Raw genomic sequence first — 14292 nt, 5'->3', positions numbered from 1 at the left:
GTTCATTTTCTGGTTGGCCCCACCGCATTCGCGGCAGTCGCACGGCTCCAGCAGCTTCCACAGGTGCGATGCCGGTCGCAAGCCTCTGGACCCGCCACGAACCTGTGGAAGACGCTAGAGGTTACGACGGCAGCGAAGGCGGTGGCCACCAATGCATCTTGCCTGACACCCCGCATTCGCGCGCCTACCGTTATGTGCCGTCAAAGTTTGGAGTAAAGTATCGAACGTCCAGCCAGCTTTTCCGTCTCACGCTGTGGAAAAGTCATCGGACTGTTGTTCTCGGTTAAGCCGTCCTGAATCCTTTCCCACCTGAACTCCCAAGACCGGAGAAGGCTATGTTGAGCAAGCGTGAGCAAGACCCCCAGACCGCCCTGCGGTTTCGCAGCGACCGCGTCTCCCGCGTCAATGGTCTGTATTTCTTCAGCACCCGTGAAAACACCCTCGAAGGCCCTTTCTATACCAAGGAGGACGCCGAGCGGGAAACCGACGCCTATATCCGCCGCATGCAGGCTGGCAAAGCTTCATCGGACGAGCCACCTACTTCGCTGAACGGCTGACGTACAGGCTGAATCTCAGCAATGGTTGCGGCGAAACGTTTCCTCGCCCATCGCCGCAATCTGCCCCTCGACCAAGGCATCGAAAGGGCGCAGCAACGCCTCGAAGGCGCGATCCGGCTCGAGGGTCTGCAACGCATGGGCGATGGCTTCCAGTGTCGATAATGCATCCGGTCCCGGTGCCTTGCGCAGTCGATAGCGGGATGTCGGCGCGTTTTGCAGCGTCACTCTGGGCAACTCTGCCAACAGCGGATTGAGGTGCAGCAGCTTGCGTGCCTTGCGCCAGGTGCCGTCGGGAACCACCAGCAGGATCGGCCGCGACTCTGCACCTTGCTCGGTGAGCGTGATAGCCCCCTCTCCCGGAAACAACAACATGGCCTGGCAATCCGGCACCTCGAGCAATTGCGCCAGATCCTCGAACACCTCGCCGACCACCAACTGCGCGTTACTGAGCCCCAACGCTGCCAGGCGAGCAGTGTTCAGCGCGTGATTGACCTCGCTCGGGTGCTGCAGAATCAGCACGCGGGTACGGCTATCGAGCTGTGGGATCAACCCACACAGGCAGTGACCTTCCGGGCGATGACAGCGTTCACAACGGGAACGTGGCATGGTCGAGCCTCCTAGAGCGGGTTGAGCTGAGCTTTGAGCAGATCGCGGAAGGTCTGAATCAACGGTTCGCGACTGCGCCCGCGACGCAGGATCATCGAAAACGGCGCCTGATAACCGAAGGTGGCGGGCAGCAGCACCCGCAAGTGTCCCGAATCGACCCACGATTGCGCATAGTGCTCGGGCAAATAGCCGATATAGGCCCCTGAAAGCACCAGGATCAGCTGCGCCTCCATACTTTCCACGGTCGCTGCACTGTGCTTGAAACCATGCCGCGCCAGCTCCGCCTGACTCCAGTAACCGCGCCCGACCATGCGCTGCTGGGTGATCACCGGCTCCGGAATGCGCCGTTCGGCGAACAGCGGGTGGCGGTTACTGCAATACAGCCAGTGCTGTTCGCGATACAGCGGCTGATACAACAGCCCGTTCATGCGGGTGGAAAACGAACCGATGGCCAGATCCAGGCGGTTGTCCAGCACCCCGAGCTGCAATTCATAAGGGCTCATGACCGAGAGATGCAGATGCACCGCCGGGTGCTCTTCGCTGTAGGCGCCGATCACCTCGGCAAACGGCAATGCCCGGTCGCTGACCGTGGAGTCCAGCACGCCGAGGTTCAACGTCCCGCGCAACTCGCCCTTGAGCGCGGCGGCGTACAGTTCAAAACCTTCCAGCTCCCCGAGCAGGCGCAGGGTTTCCTGATGAAACAGCTCACCCTTGCTGGTCAGGCTGAAGCCGCCACGACCGCGATGGCACAACACGATGCCCAGCGCCGACTCCAGCTGACTCATGTAGGTGCTGATGGCCGACGTCGACAGGTTCAGCTCTTGCTGCGCGCTGGCAAAGCCTTGATGACGAACCACGCAGACGAAGATGCGCAACAATTTGAGATCGGGTAGTGCGTTGGCCATGGTCCTACCAAAGAATCGACATGCATGTTTAAACAACCACCCTCAGAACACCTTCCAGTAGCACGACGCTCCAGAGGTGCAATGGGCGGCAGCTTACCTTGATTTGCCGGATAGTTCAGAAATCTCTGAACTAAGTATTTTGCCTCAGCGATTGTTCGCGGCCCCCGTGGTTCGCAGAATCCGCCCCACGCTTACAACTATTAATTACTCACCGATGAGGCAATCCCGTGGACAAGATTTTCCACCAACCACTGGGCGGCAACGAAATGCCGCGCTTCGCCGGCATCGCAACCATGATGCGTCTGCCCCACCTGCAATCGGCCGCCGGCCTTGATGCCGCCTTCATTGGCGTGCCTCTGGACATCGGCACCTCGTTGCGGGCCGGCACCCGTTTCGGACCTCGTGAGATCCGCGCCGAATCGGTGATGATTCGCCCTTACAACATGGCCACCGGCGCTGCACCGTTCGACTCGCTGTCGGTTGCCGACATCGGCGACGTCGCTATCAATACCTTCAACCTGCTGGATGCGGTGCGCATTATCGAAGAGGCCTACGATGGCTTCCTCGAGCACGGCATCATTGCGCTGACGCTGGGCGGCGATCACACCATCACCCTGCCAATCCTGCGGGCCATCCACAAGAAACATGGCAAGGTCGGCCTGGTTCATATCGACGCTCACGCTGACGTCAACGATCACATGTTCGGCGAGAAGATCGCCCATGGCACCACGTTCCGTCGCGCGGTGGAAGAAGGTCTGCTGGACTGCGATCGCGTCGTGCAGATCGGTCTGCGTGCCCAGGGCTACACCGCCGAAGACTTCAACTGGAGCCGTAAACAGGGCTTTCGCGTAGTGCAGGCCGAAGAGTGCTGGCACAAGTCGCTGGCGCCACTGATGGCTGAAGTGCGGGAGAAAGTCGGCGGCGGCCCGGTTTACCTGAGCTTCGACATCGACGGCATCGACCCGGCGTGGGCCCCTGGCACCGGCACTCCGGAAATCGGCGGGCTGACCACCATTCAGGCGATTGAGATCATTCGCGGTTGCCAGGGCCTGGATCTGATCGGTTGCGATCTGGTTGAGGTTTCCCCGCCTTACGACACCACCGGCAATACCTCGCTGTTGGGCGCCAACCTGCTGTACGAAATGCTCTGCGTGCTGCCGGGGGTGGCGCATCGCTAGAAACGAGGCCCGCCCAACGAACTCCGGTCCAACCGGGGGTCATGGCTGGAATCGGACTCTGTGGGAGTGAGCTTGCTCGCGAACGCTGACGTTCAGGCGCTGAACATGCATTGGATGTACCGGCGCATTCGTGAGCACGCTCATTCACACAGGTGCTGTGCGCGTGGATGGAATTCATAAACGACCGCAAACGGCTTCATCGCTATCGCTGCACACACAATAAACAGCCTTCACCGCTGACTGCCTGCGTCATTTCAGCCGGATGATTCGCGACTCACTATAAAAACAATGATTGGAGACACTCCATGGCTTTAGATATTTTCGTCGTGCTGATCTACGCGGCCGGCATGCTGGTGCTGGGCTGGTACGGCATGCGCAAGGCCAAGACCCATGAAGATTACCTGGTGGCCGGGCGCAACCTCGGCCCAAGTCTGTACATGGGCACCATGGCCGCCACTGTCCTGGGCGGCGCCTCCACCGTCGGCACCGTGCGCCTGGGTTATGTCCACGGCATTTCCGGGTTCTGGCTCTGCGCCGCACTGGGCCTTGGAATCATCGCCCTGAACCTGTTCCTCGCCAAGCCGCTGCTCAAGCTGCGAATCTTCACGGTCACCCAGATCCTCGAAAAACGCTACAACCCGATGGCCCGCCAGGCCAGTGCGGTGATCATGCTCGCCTACGCGCTGATGATCGGCGTGACCTCGATCCTGGCCATTGGCACCGTCATGCAAGTGCTGTTCGACCTGCCGTTCTGGGTCTCGGTGCTCCTGGGCGGCGGCGTGGTGGTGGTGTACTCGACCATCGGCGGCATGTGGTCGCTGACACTGACAGACATCGTGCAATTCGTGATCAAGACCGTTGGCCTGATGTTCATCCTGCTGCCGATCTGCCTGTACCGCGTTGGTGGCTGAGATGAACTGGTCGCCAAACTGCCAGCCTCGAGCTTCAGCTGGACCACCATCGGCTGGGACACCATCATCACCTATTTCCTGATCTACTTTTTCGGCATTCTCATCGGTCAGGACATTTGGCAGCGCGTGTTCACTGCCCGCACCGAAAAGGTCGCGCAGTACGCCGGCTCCATCGCTGGCATCTACTGCATCATTTATGGCCTGGCCTGCGCCCTGATCGGCATGGCGGCCCATGTCCTGCTGCCGGACCTGGCCAACGTCAACACCGCGTTCGCCGCCATCGTCAAAGCCTCGCTGCCAGATGGCATTCGCGGTCTGGTGATCGCCGCTGCCCTGGCCGCGATGATGTCGACCGCGAGCGCCGGCCTGCTCGCCGCATCCACCACCCTGACTGAAGACCTGCTGCCGAAACTGCGCGGCGGAAAACAGTCGAGCCTGGGCATCAACCGACTGTTCACCGCGCTGACCGGCATCGTCGTACTGGCCATCGCGCTGGTGGTAAACGATGTAATCAGCGCCCTGACGCTGGCCTACAACCTGTTGGTGGGCGGCATGCTGATCCCGCTGATCGGGGCGATCTACTGGAAACGCGCCACCACCGCTGGCGCCATCACCAGCATGGGCCTGGGGTTCGTGACAGCGCTGGTGTTCATGCTCAAGGACGGACTGGACGCCAACACGCCGATTTACTACAGCCTGGCGGTCGGGCTGGTGAGTTTCGTGGTGGTCAGCCTCGTTTCGCCACGCCCCGCTGCTGTGGCCAGCGCAGCCTGAGTCGACAAGTCCCGAGCCTGACCATCGCAGCCAAGGATCTAAGGGCGCTCTTCGGGCGTCCTTTTTTATGGGCGGTTACAAAATTTCATGTGAGAAGGAGCAGTCCAGAGACCCCGACGTGGACTAGCCTTAACCAGACAGCGCCGTGACGATGGGCTAGAACCAGGGAGCGACGCAACGCCAGGCTGTCAAACGGTAACCCTCTGTATGTGAAGTCGGGATGGGTTTCGCACACATCTAGAGCAGAGGCTTTCCATGGACCGCAAAGAAATCCAACAGCACGTTATCGATGAGCTTGGGAAGATCCTCGTCGACAAATCACCCTTCCAGGAAAATGAAGATGTGATGATGAGCAACCTGTTTCTCGAGGAAGAGGATTTCAGCGACTTCTTCGCCGATCTGCAGAGCGACTTCAACATCACTCTCCCGAACCGGATCAAGACCGAGCTCTCTCATCTGCCCGACAACCCAGACTACAGACAGCTCACGCTGGATGGGCTGGTCGATCTGATACTGGTGCAGATGACAAGCAGGAAACCCCGCTGAACGCAGATGCGTTCGATTTCCAGAAAGATGAAGGCTGAGATGGCGTCACACCCAAGTGGCTGTGGCGCTATCCACAGCGTCGGGTGCAGTCACTGAAGCGGGCTACCGGGCGATAGCGCCGCTGGTTTACATCTAATACTAACCCAGCCTCAGCGGCGTGGGCGGCGACGCTGGTCATCGTCGGTACGGACAGGAATCGGCTGCAGTTTCGGCCGTTCGATCAAACCCAGTGCAACACCTACGTCGTGAAGCCATTCTTGCAATTTGCTGTTCATATAACGCCCCCTTCAGGGAAATGCTGGCAGCCAACTTCTGGCCTGCTTAACGCAGATCATAGTGCTAAGTCGCACTTTACGCCTGCTACGAAGTGTCGCGTCAGGAAATTTTCCCATTCTTTACGTTGAGACATTCCAAAGCGGCAAATGCCAGATTTGACGCGACCAACGGCACAGCCGTCAGCCGCTCGCGTTATATGTTCGCCTTTATCCCGTCACCGCTGGCGCCAGTGCTTCTCCTTCGTGTGCCTGGCTGCGCCGGGCGAAGATGAAGAACAATGCGCCGCCCAGGAAGCAACCGGTGAACCAGGCAAAGTTGGCCATTGGCTGCAATGCCGGAACGAAGGTGATCGCGATGCCCACCAGCGTCGCCAGAATCAATGCCTTGACCGCCGTGTAATTGACCCCGCCGGTGTACCAGTAGCGACCGCTCGGACCGTCGTTGAACAGCGAGTCGACGTCGATCTGCTGCTTCTTGATCAGGTAGTAATCCACCAGCAGGATGCCGAACAACGGGCCGATAAATGCCGCCAGCACATCGAGGGTGTAGTGAATCACGGCTGGGTTGTTGAACAGGTTCCACGGGGTGATGAAGATTGAAGCCACTGCCGCAATCATGCCGCCCATCCGCCAACTGATCTTGCTGGGGGCGACGTTGGCGAAGTCGAACGCCGGGGATACGAAATTGGCGACGATATTGATGCCGATGGTCGCAGTCACGAAAGCGAACGCACCCAGCAGCACTGCCACACTGTTGTCGATGCGCGCGACGGTGGCGATCGGGTCATGCAGCATTTCGCCGAATACCGGTAAGGTGCCCGACACGATCACCACGGTCACCAGCGAGAACGCGAGGAAGTTGATCGGCAACCCCCAGAAATTCCCGCGACGCACTTCGGACATGCTGCGGCAGTAACGACTGAAGTCGCCGAAGTTCAACGTAGGCCCGGAGAAGTACGAGACCACCAGCGCGGTGGCCATGATCACTTGGGAGAACGCTTCCCAACCAGTCAGGGATTTTTCGGACAAGGTGAAGCTGATATTGGCCCAGCCGGCTTTCCAGACGATCCAGCCCGCCAGCAGGAACATCACCGCGTAGACCACCGGCCCTGCCCAATCGATGAAGCGGCGAATCGAATCCATACCGGTCCAGAACACCGCTGCCTGTACCAGCCAAAGGGCCAGGAATCCGAACCAGCCAAGGTAAGACAAGCCTGCAAAATGAGGCTCGGCATACACAGACATTTGTGGGAAGAATCGCAGTACCACAATGATCAAGGCGCTGGAAGCCAGATAGGTCTGCACGCCGTACCAAGCCACCGCGATCAGGCCACGAATCACTGCCGGGATGTTCGCACCAAAGACGCCGAACGCCAGTCGGCAGATCACCGGATACGGCACGGCCGCCTGCTGACTTGGCTTGGCCAGCAGGTTGGCGATCACTTGAATGATGCAGATACCCACCAGCAGCGCGATCAGCACCTGCCAGCTCGCCAGTCCCAGCGCGAACAGGCTGGCGGCGAAGACGTAACCGCCCACGCTGTGCACGTCACTCATCCAGAACGCAAAGATGTTGTACCAGCTCCACTTCTGCGGCACGGGCCCCAGGTCCTGGTTATATAAACGAGGGCTGTAACCTTGAGGCATTGGCTCGGTCATCGCATTTCTCCCTGAGAGGACGAACTGGCTCCCGAAACGGTCGTGCCTGACACTGCGTACGGGGGCGAGCTTGGGTTGTATACGAATCCATAGGCAGAATGCGTGCCAGCTACTTTTTAAAGAGGACGAAACGGCGTTAAACAGCGGCTTTAGAAGGAGTCGCAAAATGGAAGATAGCGTTGCGATATCAGCCCGAATCAGCAGATAGGCGCCCGCTGACAGTGCAGCGGTGCTTGATGGCGGTGCGTTTTGCAGCTGAAGATGCCCGGAAGAGTGTGTATACAATATAAGCGCGCTTTGTCAGCTAAAAGCTGCGGGAGCACGCTTGCAAGCGAACGCTTTCTCAGACACAACGGTTTGACTGGAAGGCCGCCGTCGCGAGCAAGCGCGCTCCAACAATGGTGAGGCCTACTCCGGCAACTGCACCAACCCATCTTCATCGGTCATCGCCCGCTCCAGCAGGTCGGCTGGCAGATTCTTGCTCGCCCGTGCGCCGAGCAGCTTGAGCTGTTCGCTGCGGCTGACCAGATTGCCCCGGCCGTCGACCAGCTTGTTACGCGCCGCGCCGTAGGCTTTATCCAGTTGCTGCAAGCGGCTGCCGACCTCGTCCAGGTCCTGAATGAACAGCACGAACTTGTCGTACAGCCAGCCCGCCCGCTCGGCGATTTCCCGGGCGTTCTGGCTCTGACGCTCCTGCTTCCACAGGCTGTCAATAACCCGCAGCGTGGCCAGCAAGGTGGTCGGGCTGACGATTACGATGTTGCGGTCGAAGGCCTCTTGAAACATCGTCGGCTCTGCCTGCAACGCTGCTGAAAACGCGGCCTCGATGGGCACGAACAACAACACGAAATCCAGGCTGTGCAAGCCTTCCAGACGTTTGTAATCCTTGCCGGACAAGCCCTTGACATGATTACGCAGCGACAGCACATGCTGCTTGAGCGCCACTTGCGCAATCACATCATCATCTGCCGACACATACTGCTGATACGCCGTGAGGCTGACCTTGGCGTCCACTACCACCTGCTTGTCGCCCGGCAGCATAATCAATACGTCAGGCTGGAAGCGCTCACCGTCCGGGCCTTTGAGGCTCACTTGCGTCTGATACTCGCGCCCCTTCTCAAGCCCGGCATGCTCCAGCACCCGCTCCAGAATCAACTCACCCCAGTTGCCCTGGGTCTTCTGCCCCTTGAGCGCACGGGTCAGGTTGGTGGCCTCGTCGCTCAGGCGCTGGTTGAGCAACTGCAGGCGCTCGAGTTCCTTGCCTAGCGAGAAACGCTCGCGGGCCTCTTGCTGATAGCTTTCCTCAACGCGTTTTTCGAACGACTGGATGCGCTCTTTCAGCGGAGTGAGCAATTGCCCCAACTGCTGCTGACTGGTTTCGGCAAACCGCTGCTCGCGCTCGTCGAAGATCTTCCCGGCCAGTTCGGCAAACTGCGCCCTCAGCTCATCGCGTGAACCTTGTAGATCGCTCAAGCGCTGTTGGTGGCTTTCCTGCTGTTCACGCAGTTCGGCGTTAAGCGAAGCACACTGCGCGTCCAGGCGCCGCAGCTCAGACTCTTTAAGTGCACGCTCGCGGCCCAATTGCTCCTGTGCCTGGCGCGCAGCCTCATGCTGCTGACGCAGAAGCTCGACTTCCCGGCGCACTGCCGCGAGATCCGCCTGCTTGACCGCGTTGGCCTGGCCCAGATCGCTGATTTCGTCACGGCAGGCATCCAGTTGCGCATTCAGACCGTCCTGGGCCATCTGCGCGTTGCTCAAGCGTTCGTCGAGCAGTGCCGATTCCGCCTCGCGCTGAGCGACCCGACGCTGCAGTTGCCACGCCAACACCAGCAACGGTAATGCCGCCGCCCCCAAACCCAGCAACAGGCTGGTGAGGTCCAAAGCCATAAAATTCCCCAACTCATAATCATGCTGGCGGCATTATGCGCAGAACCTGTGCTGCCGTCAGATTCCGTTTGAGAATGGGACAAGGAAGGAAAAAAGCGGCCTGCGGCGGTGCCAAGCCGCGTATTAGAGCAAGCGCTTGGGACAATCCACAGAACCTGTGGATAACTCAGTGGACAACCCCCCTTGAACCTCCGCAAACGCAGGTAGAATGGGGCCTGCGTTCAAACTGACGATTTTTTCACCAACGAAAAAAAGCGATGCTTTTCATTGACTTAATAATTCGCTGCGTGAAATCAAGCTGTTAGGACTGATTGTGACAGTGAGATGGCAGGTAAGCGCTTTAATGTGCACAAGTCAATTTCCAAACGCTATAAGCAGCAGTGAAGTCTGGATGATGCGTTTCGTGAATCGCATTACCCTTGCAGATTGCAAATCGACCTTGCGCTGGTTTGCCAGATCAGTTAGCATCGCCGCCGTTAGTACCAAGCTGAAAGTCAATTCTGATCGAACAAATCCCTCAATCCCTGACTGCCCACAAGCACACGGACTGAAAAAAGGGATCGATCACCTCGATGGTTTCCAGACATGAACTCGCACGACCTGCCGACAAATCGGAGGGGTGGAGAAGCAATCATGGCCTGCTCAGACCAGCCTGCAAATTGATCAGGATCTTCACCCCGAGCATCGAACCTTTGCTCCTGTTGTGTTGCCTGCCCTCCGAAGTACCTACCAGTCAGCCCAGCGCCAAATGATAATCGCGCTTCAACTGGCTGCTTTTGTTCCAGACAGGTTCTGCGCCCTGCCCTGACTCGCATTCGAGCATCGGCCCGCGTTTACTGGAACGTTTTTATTTTGCACGCCTCTTATTGCGTGTCGATTCAGGAATCACCATAACCATGACTACTTATACCCAGACTCAGGATGCAATCCGCACCCTCACCAACGCCTTCGCTCCGATGGACTGCCTGATCATGGCTGCCCGCAAAGGCTGCTTCAGCTTCACCATCGTCAACGAACACGGCATCGCCCGTCACAGCGAACGCCTCTATCCCGATCAGTACTCCAGCGCCGAACCGCTGCAGGCCGTGATCGACCGCACGCGTCAGGCATTGACAGCCTGAGACCGTTCGTCGGTTAAAAAGCGCGCGCCAAAGCCCCGCCCTCAAAAGGCGGGGCTTTTTTGTGCCTGTTTTTCATATGAAAAAAACGGCGGACTCTTGGCCGACGGAAATATGAACAGCCGTGCCGTTCGGGAAATATTTTAAAAACAGCCCTTTACACCGCGAATATGAGACTACGCTTCAACTCAAGCGGTCTGAGCCGCTTCCGGTGGACCCGGATTTCATCCCCGCTGCCAAGCGTCAGGGTCCGCCGGCTCATTGAGCTGCTGAGGGTGTTATGGGAATCGCCGCCAGTGAACTGCGCCGTTATGTGATCCGCCCCACGCTGATCTATCTCGGTCGCCACCAGCCAGGAGCAGAATCGTTCCTGCTTGCCGTCGCCGCCAGCCAGTCAGCGCTGGGCGCCGAGCTCGACAGCCAGCGCGGGCACGGCCTTTACGGCATATCCGACTCACTGCACTACCAGCTCTGGGATGGTTATCTGGCCAAAGATCCAGACCTTGCGAGTCTGGTCAGAGGCCTCGCCAGTCAGCATGCCTTCCTCACCGGCCCGGATCTGGAGCTGACAGTGAACCTGCGTTATTCGACGGCGATTGCCTGGATGATGGTCGAGGCCAGTCGCCTGACACTCCCCTCTGAAGATGACTTGCTGGGGATGGCGCGGATTTGGCGCAGGGTATTTCAGCCCCGGGGCCGACTGCAGGATTTCACCAGCGCTTGGCAAACCTCGGTGCGCCCCCTGTCCCAGGCCGAACCAGCCATTTTGTGACTCGGCAGTTTCGCTGGAGATCGCAGCACGTTTACCCGGATTGTCCTACAAAAATTGCTCTAACTCGGGTGATCCAGCCTATAGCGCGTGATGAAAAATATTGGTAATTTCCGCGCGGTGATCAACAAGGAGTTCTAACAATGAAAAAAACAATGATCAAATCCAGCCTCAGTCTCGCCATTACTCTCGCCTCCACCCAAATCTTCGCATCGGGTTTTGCCCTCAACGAGCAAAGCATCAGCGGCATGGGAACCGGTTTTGCGGGCCGCTCCTCTTCCGTCGATGATGCCAGCATCGTTTACGGCAACCCGGCCGGCATGTCGCGCCTCAAGCGCCAACAAGTCACCGTTGGTGTTGCTGCAATCGACGCCTCGACTGACATCAAGGACGTCAGCGGTCGAAGCACCGGCAGCAACAAAGGCGACATGGTTCCATTCACTGCCGTGCCGATGGGCTTCTATGTCAAACCGATCGACGATCAGTGGGCTTTTGGTTTGGGTGTCTACGCGCCGTTCGGCCTGGTCACCGACTACGAAAACAGCTTCCAGGGGCGCAATTTCGGCAGCAAGAGCATGGTGAAAGTCATCACCTTCCAGCCGACTGTCAGCTATGCCTTCAATGATAAGGTCTCGATCGGTTTCGGTCCGACCATCAACCGCATTTCCGGCGTTCTGGAATCGGCACTCAATGTCAGCGGCCTGACCCTGCCGGTCACTGGCCGCTCATCGGGTGACGGTCGCGTCCAGGTCAAAGGCGACGACGTCGGCTACGGCTTCAACGCCGGTATCCTGGTTCAGGCTACCGACACCACCAGCGTGGGCCTGACCTACCACTCGAAAGTGACCTACAAGCTCGACGGTCATACAGAAGTCACGCCGGGCGCAGGTGTTCCTGCCCCGATCCTCGGCGCCGCTCGCTATGACGGCAAGCTGAGCCTCGATACCCCTGAGTCGGTGGACTTCTCGGTCACTCAGAAAATGACTGACGACTGGAAGCTGTACGCGGGTGCTACATGGACTCGCTGGAGCCGACTGAAAGACATCACAGTGAGAAACTCCGGCGTGACCAGCGCGGGCGGCGCGGCTGCTCCGACGCTGGTGACCAATATCACCGAAGAACAGAACTGGCACGACGTCTGGGCTTACGCAATTGGTACCTCGTACCAGTTGAACAAGCAATGGGTACTGCGTACCGGCCTTTCCTTCGACCAATCGCCAACCAACAACGAGAACCGCTCGCCGCGTATCCCGACTGGCGACCGGACGATCTTCAGCGTGGGTGCCGGTTACAGCCCGACAGATGACATCACCATCGATGTGGCGTACTCGTACTTGAAGGAAGAAGACATCAAGATTCGCGACTCAAACGCCCTGGGTCAGTCCTACAACGCGAAATACGAAAACAGCGCCAACGGTTTCGGCCTGGGCCTGACATACCGCTTCTAATGCCGTTTGGCGGCACAGGCAGCTCGCCTGTCCGCCGTACAGAAAACCCCGCAGCCAGCCAGCGATGGATGCGGGGTTTTTCGTTATTCAAGGGCCAAAGCGCTGAATAGCGAAGATCCAAAAGAGCGCACGAATGCGGGGCAGCTGATTTATGGTTCTGCCTAACGGCAGGACAACGTCAGCGCCGCCACGAATAACCGTCGGGTGTTAGGTATCGTTCACACGCTACTCCCTGCCGCAGCCGATGCCGAGCCACCCGAACCCTAGCAGACCATCCCCAGTTGCAGAGCGCCGAGCCCGACGCGGTGCCAGCCCCACCAGGCCAGGACCAGCAGCATCGCCAGCAAGGCGGTACCCGCGAACCAGCAGAAGATGCGGGTCACGGTGCCACCGGTTGCATTTGCAGGCGCGCCACGGGTCGTTCGCGCACTGGCCAGTTCAGCGCTGCGGCCATCAGACTCAAGGCAATCGAGATGTACCAGATCAGGTCGTAACTGCCGGTACGGTCATACACCACGCCGCCCAGCCAGCCGCCGAGAAACGCGCCCAATTGGTGGAACAGGAAAACGATACCGCCGAGCATCGACAGGTTGCGCACCCCGAACAGTGTCGCCACGGTGCCGTTGGTCAGTGGCACCGTGGACAGCCAGAGCAGCCCCATGGCGATCCCGAACAGATACGCCGTGGTCTGGGTCAGCGGCGCCCAGAGAAACAGCACGATCACCACCGCGCGCAACAGATAGAGCCCGGTGAGCAGACGCGGCTTGGACATCCGTCCCCCGAGCCAGCCTGCTATATAAGTGCCGAAGACATTGAACAGCCCGATCAGCGCCAACACGCTGGTGCCGACGACGGCAGGCAGATGCTGGTCCACGAGATACGCAGGCAGGTGCACGCCGATGAACACCACCTGAAAGCCGCAGACGAAGAAACCGAACGCCAGCAGCCAGAAGCCCGAATGGGCACAGGCCTCGTGGAGCGCTTCGCGCAGCGTCTGCTCGCCAGCGGTGACGGGGACGGGTTTGTCCTTGAGCATGGCCACCAACGGCAGGATGAATGCCACCAGCACCCCCAACGCAACCAGCGCCATGGACCATCCCAGCCAGCCGATCAGGCCCAGCGTCCCCGGCAACATGGCAAACTGACCGAACGAGCCCGCCGCGCTGGCCAGACCCATGCCCATGCTGCGTTTCTCCGGCGGCAAGGCACGCCCGACCACACCGAGGATGATCGAGAAGGTCGTGCCGGAAAGGCCGATGCCGATCAGCAGCCCGGCGCTCAGGGACAGCGTGGCAGGCGAATCGGCCATGCTCATTAATGCCAGCCCGACCGCATATAGAATCCCACCGACAAACACCACCTTGGCCGCACCGAAACGATCAGCCAGAGCTCCTGTGAACGGTTGCGCCAGGCCCCAGATCAGGTTCTGCAACGCAATGGCGAACGCGAACACCTCCCTGCCCCAGCCGAACTGCGCGCTCATCGGCGGTAGGAACAAGCCGAAGCCATGCCGGGTACCCAGCGACAACGCCAGAATCAGCGCGCTGCCCAACAAAACCCAGCCGCTGGTACGCCAGACCGATGTCATTTTCATTCTCCCGAAATCACGCGCGCAGAATTGGACATATATGCCAGCAAATCAGAATCAGGGAAGCTACG

12 protein-coding genes and 1 pseudogene are annotated in these 14292 nt (G+C 59.1%); 7 read left to right on the top strand and 6 right to left on the bottom strand.

What is annotated here, in order from left to right:
- Positions 1 to 335 precede the first annotated feature (335 nt).
- Positions 336 to 557, top strand: a complete 222-nt coding sequence (locus CE491_RS14645) for a DUF6316 family protein (protein WP_110949038.1) — start codon at positions 336 to 338, stop codon at positions 555 to 557.
- Between the two features lie 15 nt (positions 558 to 572).
- On the opposite strand, the gene CE491_RS14640 is transcribed toward CE491_RS14645, so the two are convergent.
- The gene (locus tag CE491_RS14640) at positions 573 to 1163 is read right to left on the bottom strand and encodes a tRNA-uridine aminocarboxypropyltransferase (protein ID WP_110949037.1); all 591 of its coding nucleotides are present in this window, start codon (positions 1161 to 1163) and stop codon (positions 573 to 575) included.
- An 11-nt stretch (positions 1164 to 1174) separates the two neighbouring features.
- On the bottom strand, positions 1175 to 2068 hold the full coding sequence (locus tag CE491_RS14635; protein ID WP_110949036.1) for a LysR family transcriptional regulator: 894 nt from the start codon (positions 2066 to 2068) through the stop codon (positions 1175 to 1177).
- A gap of 227 nt (positions 2069 to 2295) precedes the next feature.
- Here CE491_RS14635 and speB point away from each other — a divergent pair, with 227 nt between their 5' ends.
- The 3 genes and pseudogenes from speB to CE491_RS14620 all read left to right on the top strand — a co-directional run bounded on the left by speB (position 2296) and on the right by CE491_RS14620 (position 5477).
- A complete protein-coding gene (gene speB, locus CE491_RS14630; RefSeq protein ID WP_110949035.1) occupies positions 2296 to 3246 on the top strand; it encodes an agmatinase in 951 nt (316 codons plus the stop codon).
- A gap of 305 nt (positions 3247 to 3551) precedes the next feature.
- Positions 3552 to 4931: pseudogene (locus tag CE491_RS14625) on the top strand (sodium:solute symporter).
- A gap of 255 nt (positions 4932 to 5186) precedes the next feature.
- The gene (locus CE491_RS14620) at positions 5187 to 5477 is read left to right on the top strand and encodes a hypothetical protein (RefSeq protein ID WP_110949034.1); all 291 of its coding nucleotides are present in this window, start codon (positions 5187 to 5189) and stop codon (positions 5475 to 5477) included.
- Positions 5478 to 5626: 149 nt separating this feature from the next.
- Here CE491_RS14620 and CE491_RS30975 read toward each other — a convergent pair whose 3' ends face one another.
- The 3 genes from CE491_RS30975 to rmuC all read right to left on the bottom strand — a co-directional run bounded on the left by CE491_RS30975 (position 5627) and on the right by rmuC (position 9184).
- On the bottom strand, positions 5627 to 5752 hold the full coding sequence (locus CE491_RS30975; protein WP_256665300.1) for a PA1414 family protein: 126 nt from the start codon (positions 5750 to 5752) through the stop codon (positions 5627 to 5629).
- A 207-nt stretch (positions 5753 to 5959) separates the two neighbouring features.
- Positions 5960 to 7411, bottom strand: coding sequence for an NCS1 family nucleobase:cation symporter-1 (locus CE491_RS14615; protein ID WP_110949033.1), 1452 nt, complete (start codon positions 7409 to 7411; stop codon positions 5960 to 5962).
- 408 nt (positions 7412 to 7819) lie between these two features.
- Positions 7820 to 9184: a DNA recombination protein RmuC gene (gene rmuC / locus CE491_RS14610; protein WP_199885113.1), complete on the bottom strand. Its 1365-nt coding sequence runs from the start codon at positions 9182 to 9184 to the stop codon at positions 7820 to 7822.
- A 1010-nt stretch (positions 9185 to 10194) separates the two neighbouring features.
- Here rmuC and CE491_RS14605 point away from each other — a divergent pair.
- From CE491_RS14605 to CE491_RS14595, 3 genes are all read left to right on the top strand, one after another.
- Positions 10195 to 10419, top strand: coding sequence for a hypothetical protein (locus tag CE491_RS14605; protein WP_110949031.1), 225 nt, complete (start codon positions 10195 to 10197; stop codon positions 10417 to 10419).
- Positions 10420 to 10696: 277 nt separating this feature from the next.
- Positions 10697 to 11188, top strand: a complete 492-nt coding sequence (locus tag CE491_RS14600) for a hypothetical protein (protein WP_110949030.1) — start codon at positions 10697 to 10699, stop codon at positions 11186 to 11188.
- 140 nt (positions 11189 to 11328) lie between these two features.
- The gene (locus CE491_RS14595; protein WP_110949029.1) at positions 11329 to 12633 is read left to right on the top strand and encodes an OmpP1/FadL family transporter; all 1305 of its coding nucleotides are present in this window, start codon (positions 11329 to 11331) and stop codon (positions 12631 to 12633) included.
- A 379-nt stretch (positions 12634 to 13012) separates the two neighbouring features.
- On the opposite strand, the gene CE491_RS14590 is transcribed toward CE491_RS14595, so the two are convergent.
- A complete protein-coding gene (locus CE491_RS14590) occupies positions 13013 to 14221 on the bottom strand; it encodes an MFS transporter (RefSeq protein ID WP_110949028.1) in 1209 nt (402 codons plus the stop codon).
- Between the last annotated feature and the right edge of the window lie 71 nt (positions 14222 to 14292).

Origin of the sequence: Pseudomonas bohemica (genome assembly GCF_002934685.1) — a bacterium.
Taxonomy (GTDB): Bacteria; Pseudomonadota; Gammaproteobacteria; order Pseudomonadales; family Pseudomonadaceae; genus Aquipseudomonas; species Aquipseudomonas bohemica.
Note: the sequence above shows the minus strand (reverse complement) of the source record. Positions and strands in the feature narration are given on the sequence as shown.

Bases quoted from the DNA above. Each gene is read 5' to 3' on its own strand.
- CE491_RS14590 (WP_110949028.1), bottom strand. From the start codon at position 14,221: ATGACATCGGTCTGGCGTACCAGCGGCTGGGTTTTGTTGGGCAGCGCG.
- CE491_RS14600 (WP_110949030.1), top strand. From the start codon at position 10,697: ATGGGAATCGCCGCCAGTGAACTGCGCCGTTATGTGATCCGCCCCACG.
- CE491_RS14620 (WP_110949034.1), top strand. From the start codon at position 5,187: ATGGACCGCAAAGAAATCCAACAGCACGTTATCGATGAGCTTGGGAAG.
- CE491_RS14615 (WP_110949033.1), bottom strand. From the start codon at position 7,411: ATGACCGAGCCAATGCCTCAAGGTTACAGCCCTCGTTTATATAACCAG.
- CE491_RS14595 (WP_110949029.1), top strand. From the start codon at position 11,329: ATGAAAAAAACAATGATCAAATCCAGCCTCAGTCTCGCCATTACTCTC.
- CE491_RS14640 (WP_110949037.1), bottom strand. From the start codon at position 1,163: ATGCCACGTTCCCGTTGTGAACGCTGTCATCGCCCGGAAGGTCACTGC.
- CE491_RS14635 (WP_110949036.1), bottom strand. From the start codon at position 2,068: ATGGCCAACGCACTACCCGATCTCAAATTGTTGCGCATCTTCGTCTGC.
- CE491_RS14645 (WP_110949038.1), top strand. From the start codon at position 336: ATGTTGAGCAAGCGTGAGCAAGACCCCCAGACCGCCCTGCGGTTTCGC.
- CE491_RS14605 (WP_110949031.1), top strand. From the start codon at position 10,195: ATGACTACTTATACCCAGACTCAGGATGCAATCCGCACCCTCACCAAC.
- CE491_RS30975 (WP_256665300.1), bottom strand. From the start codon at position 5,752: ATGAACAGCAAATTGCAAGAATGGCTTCACGACGTAGGTGTTGCACTG.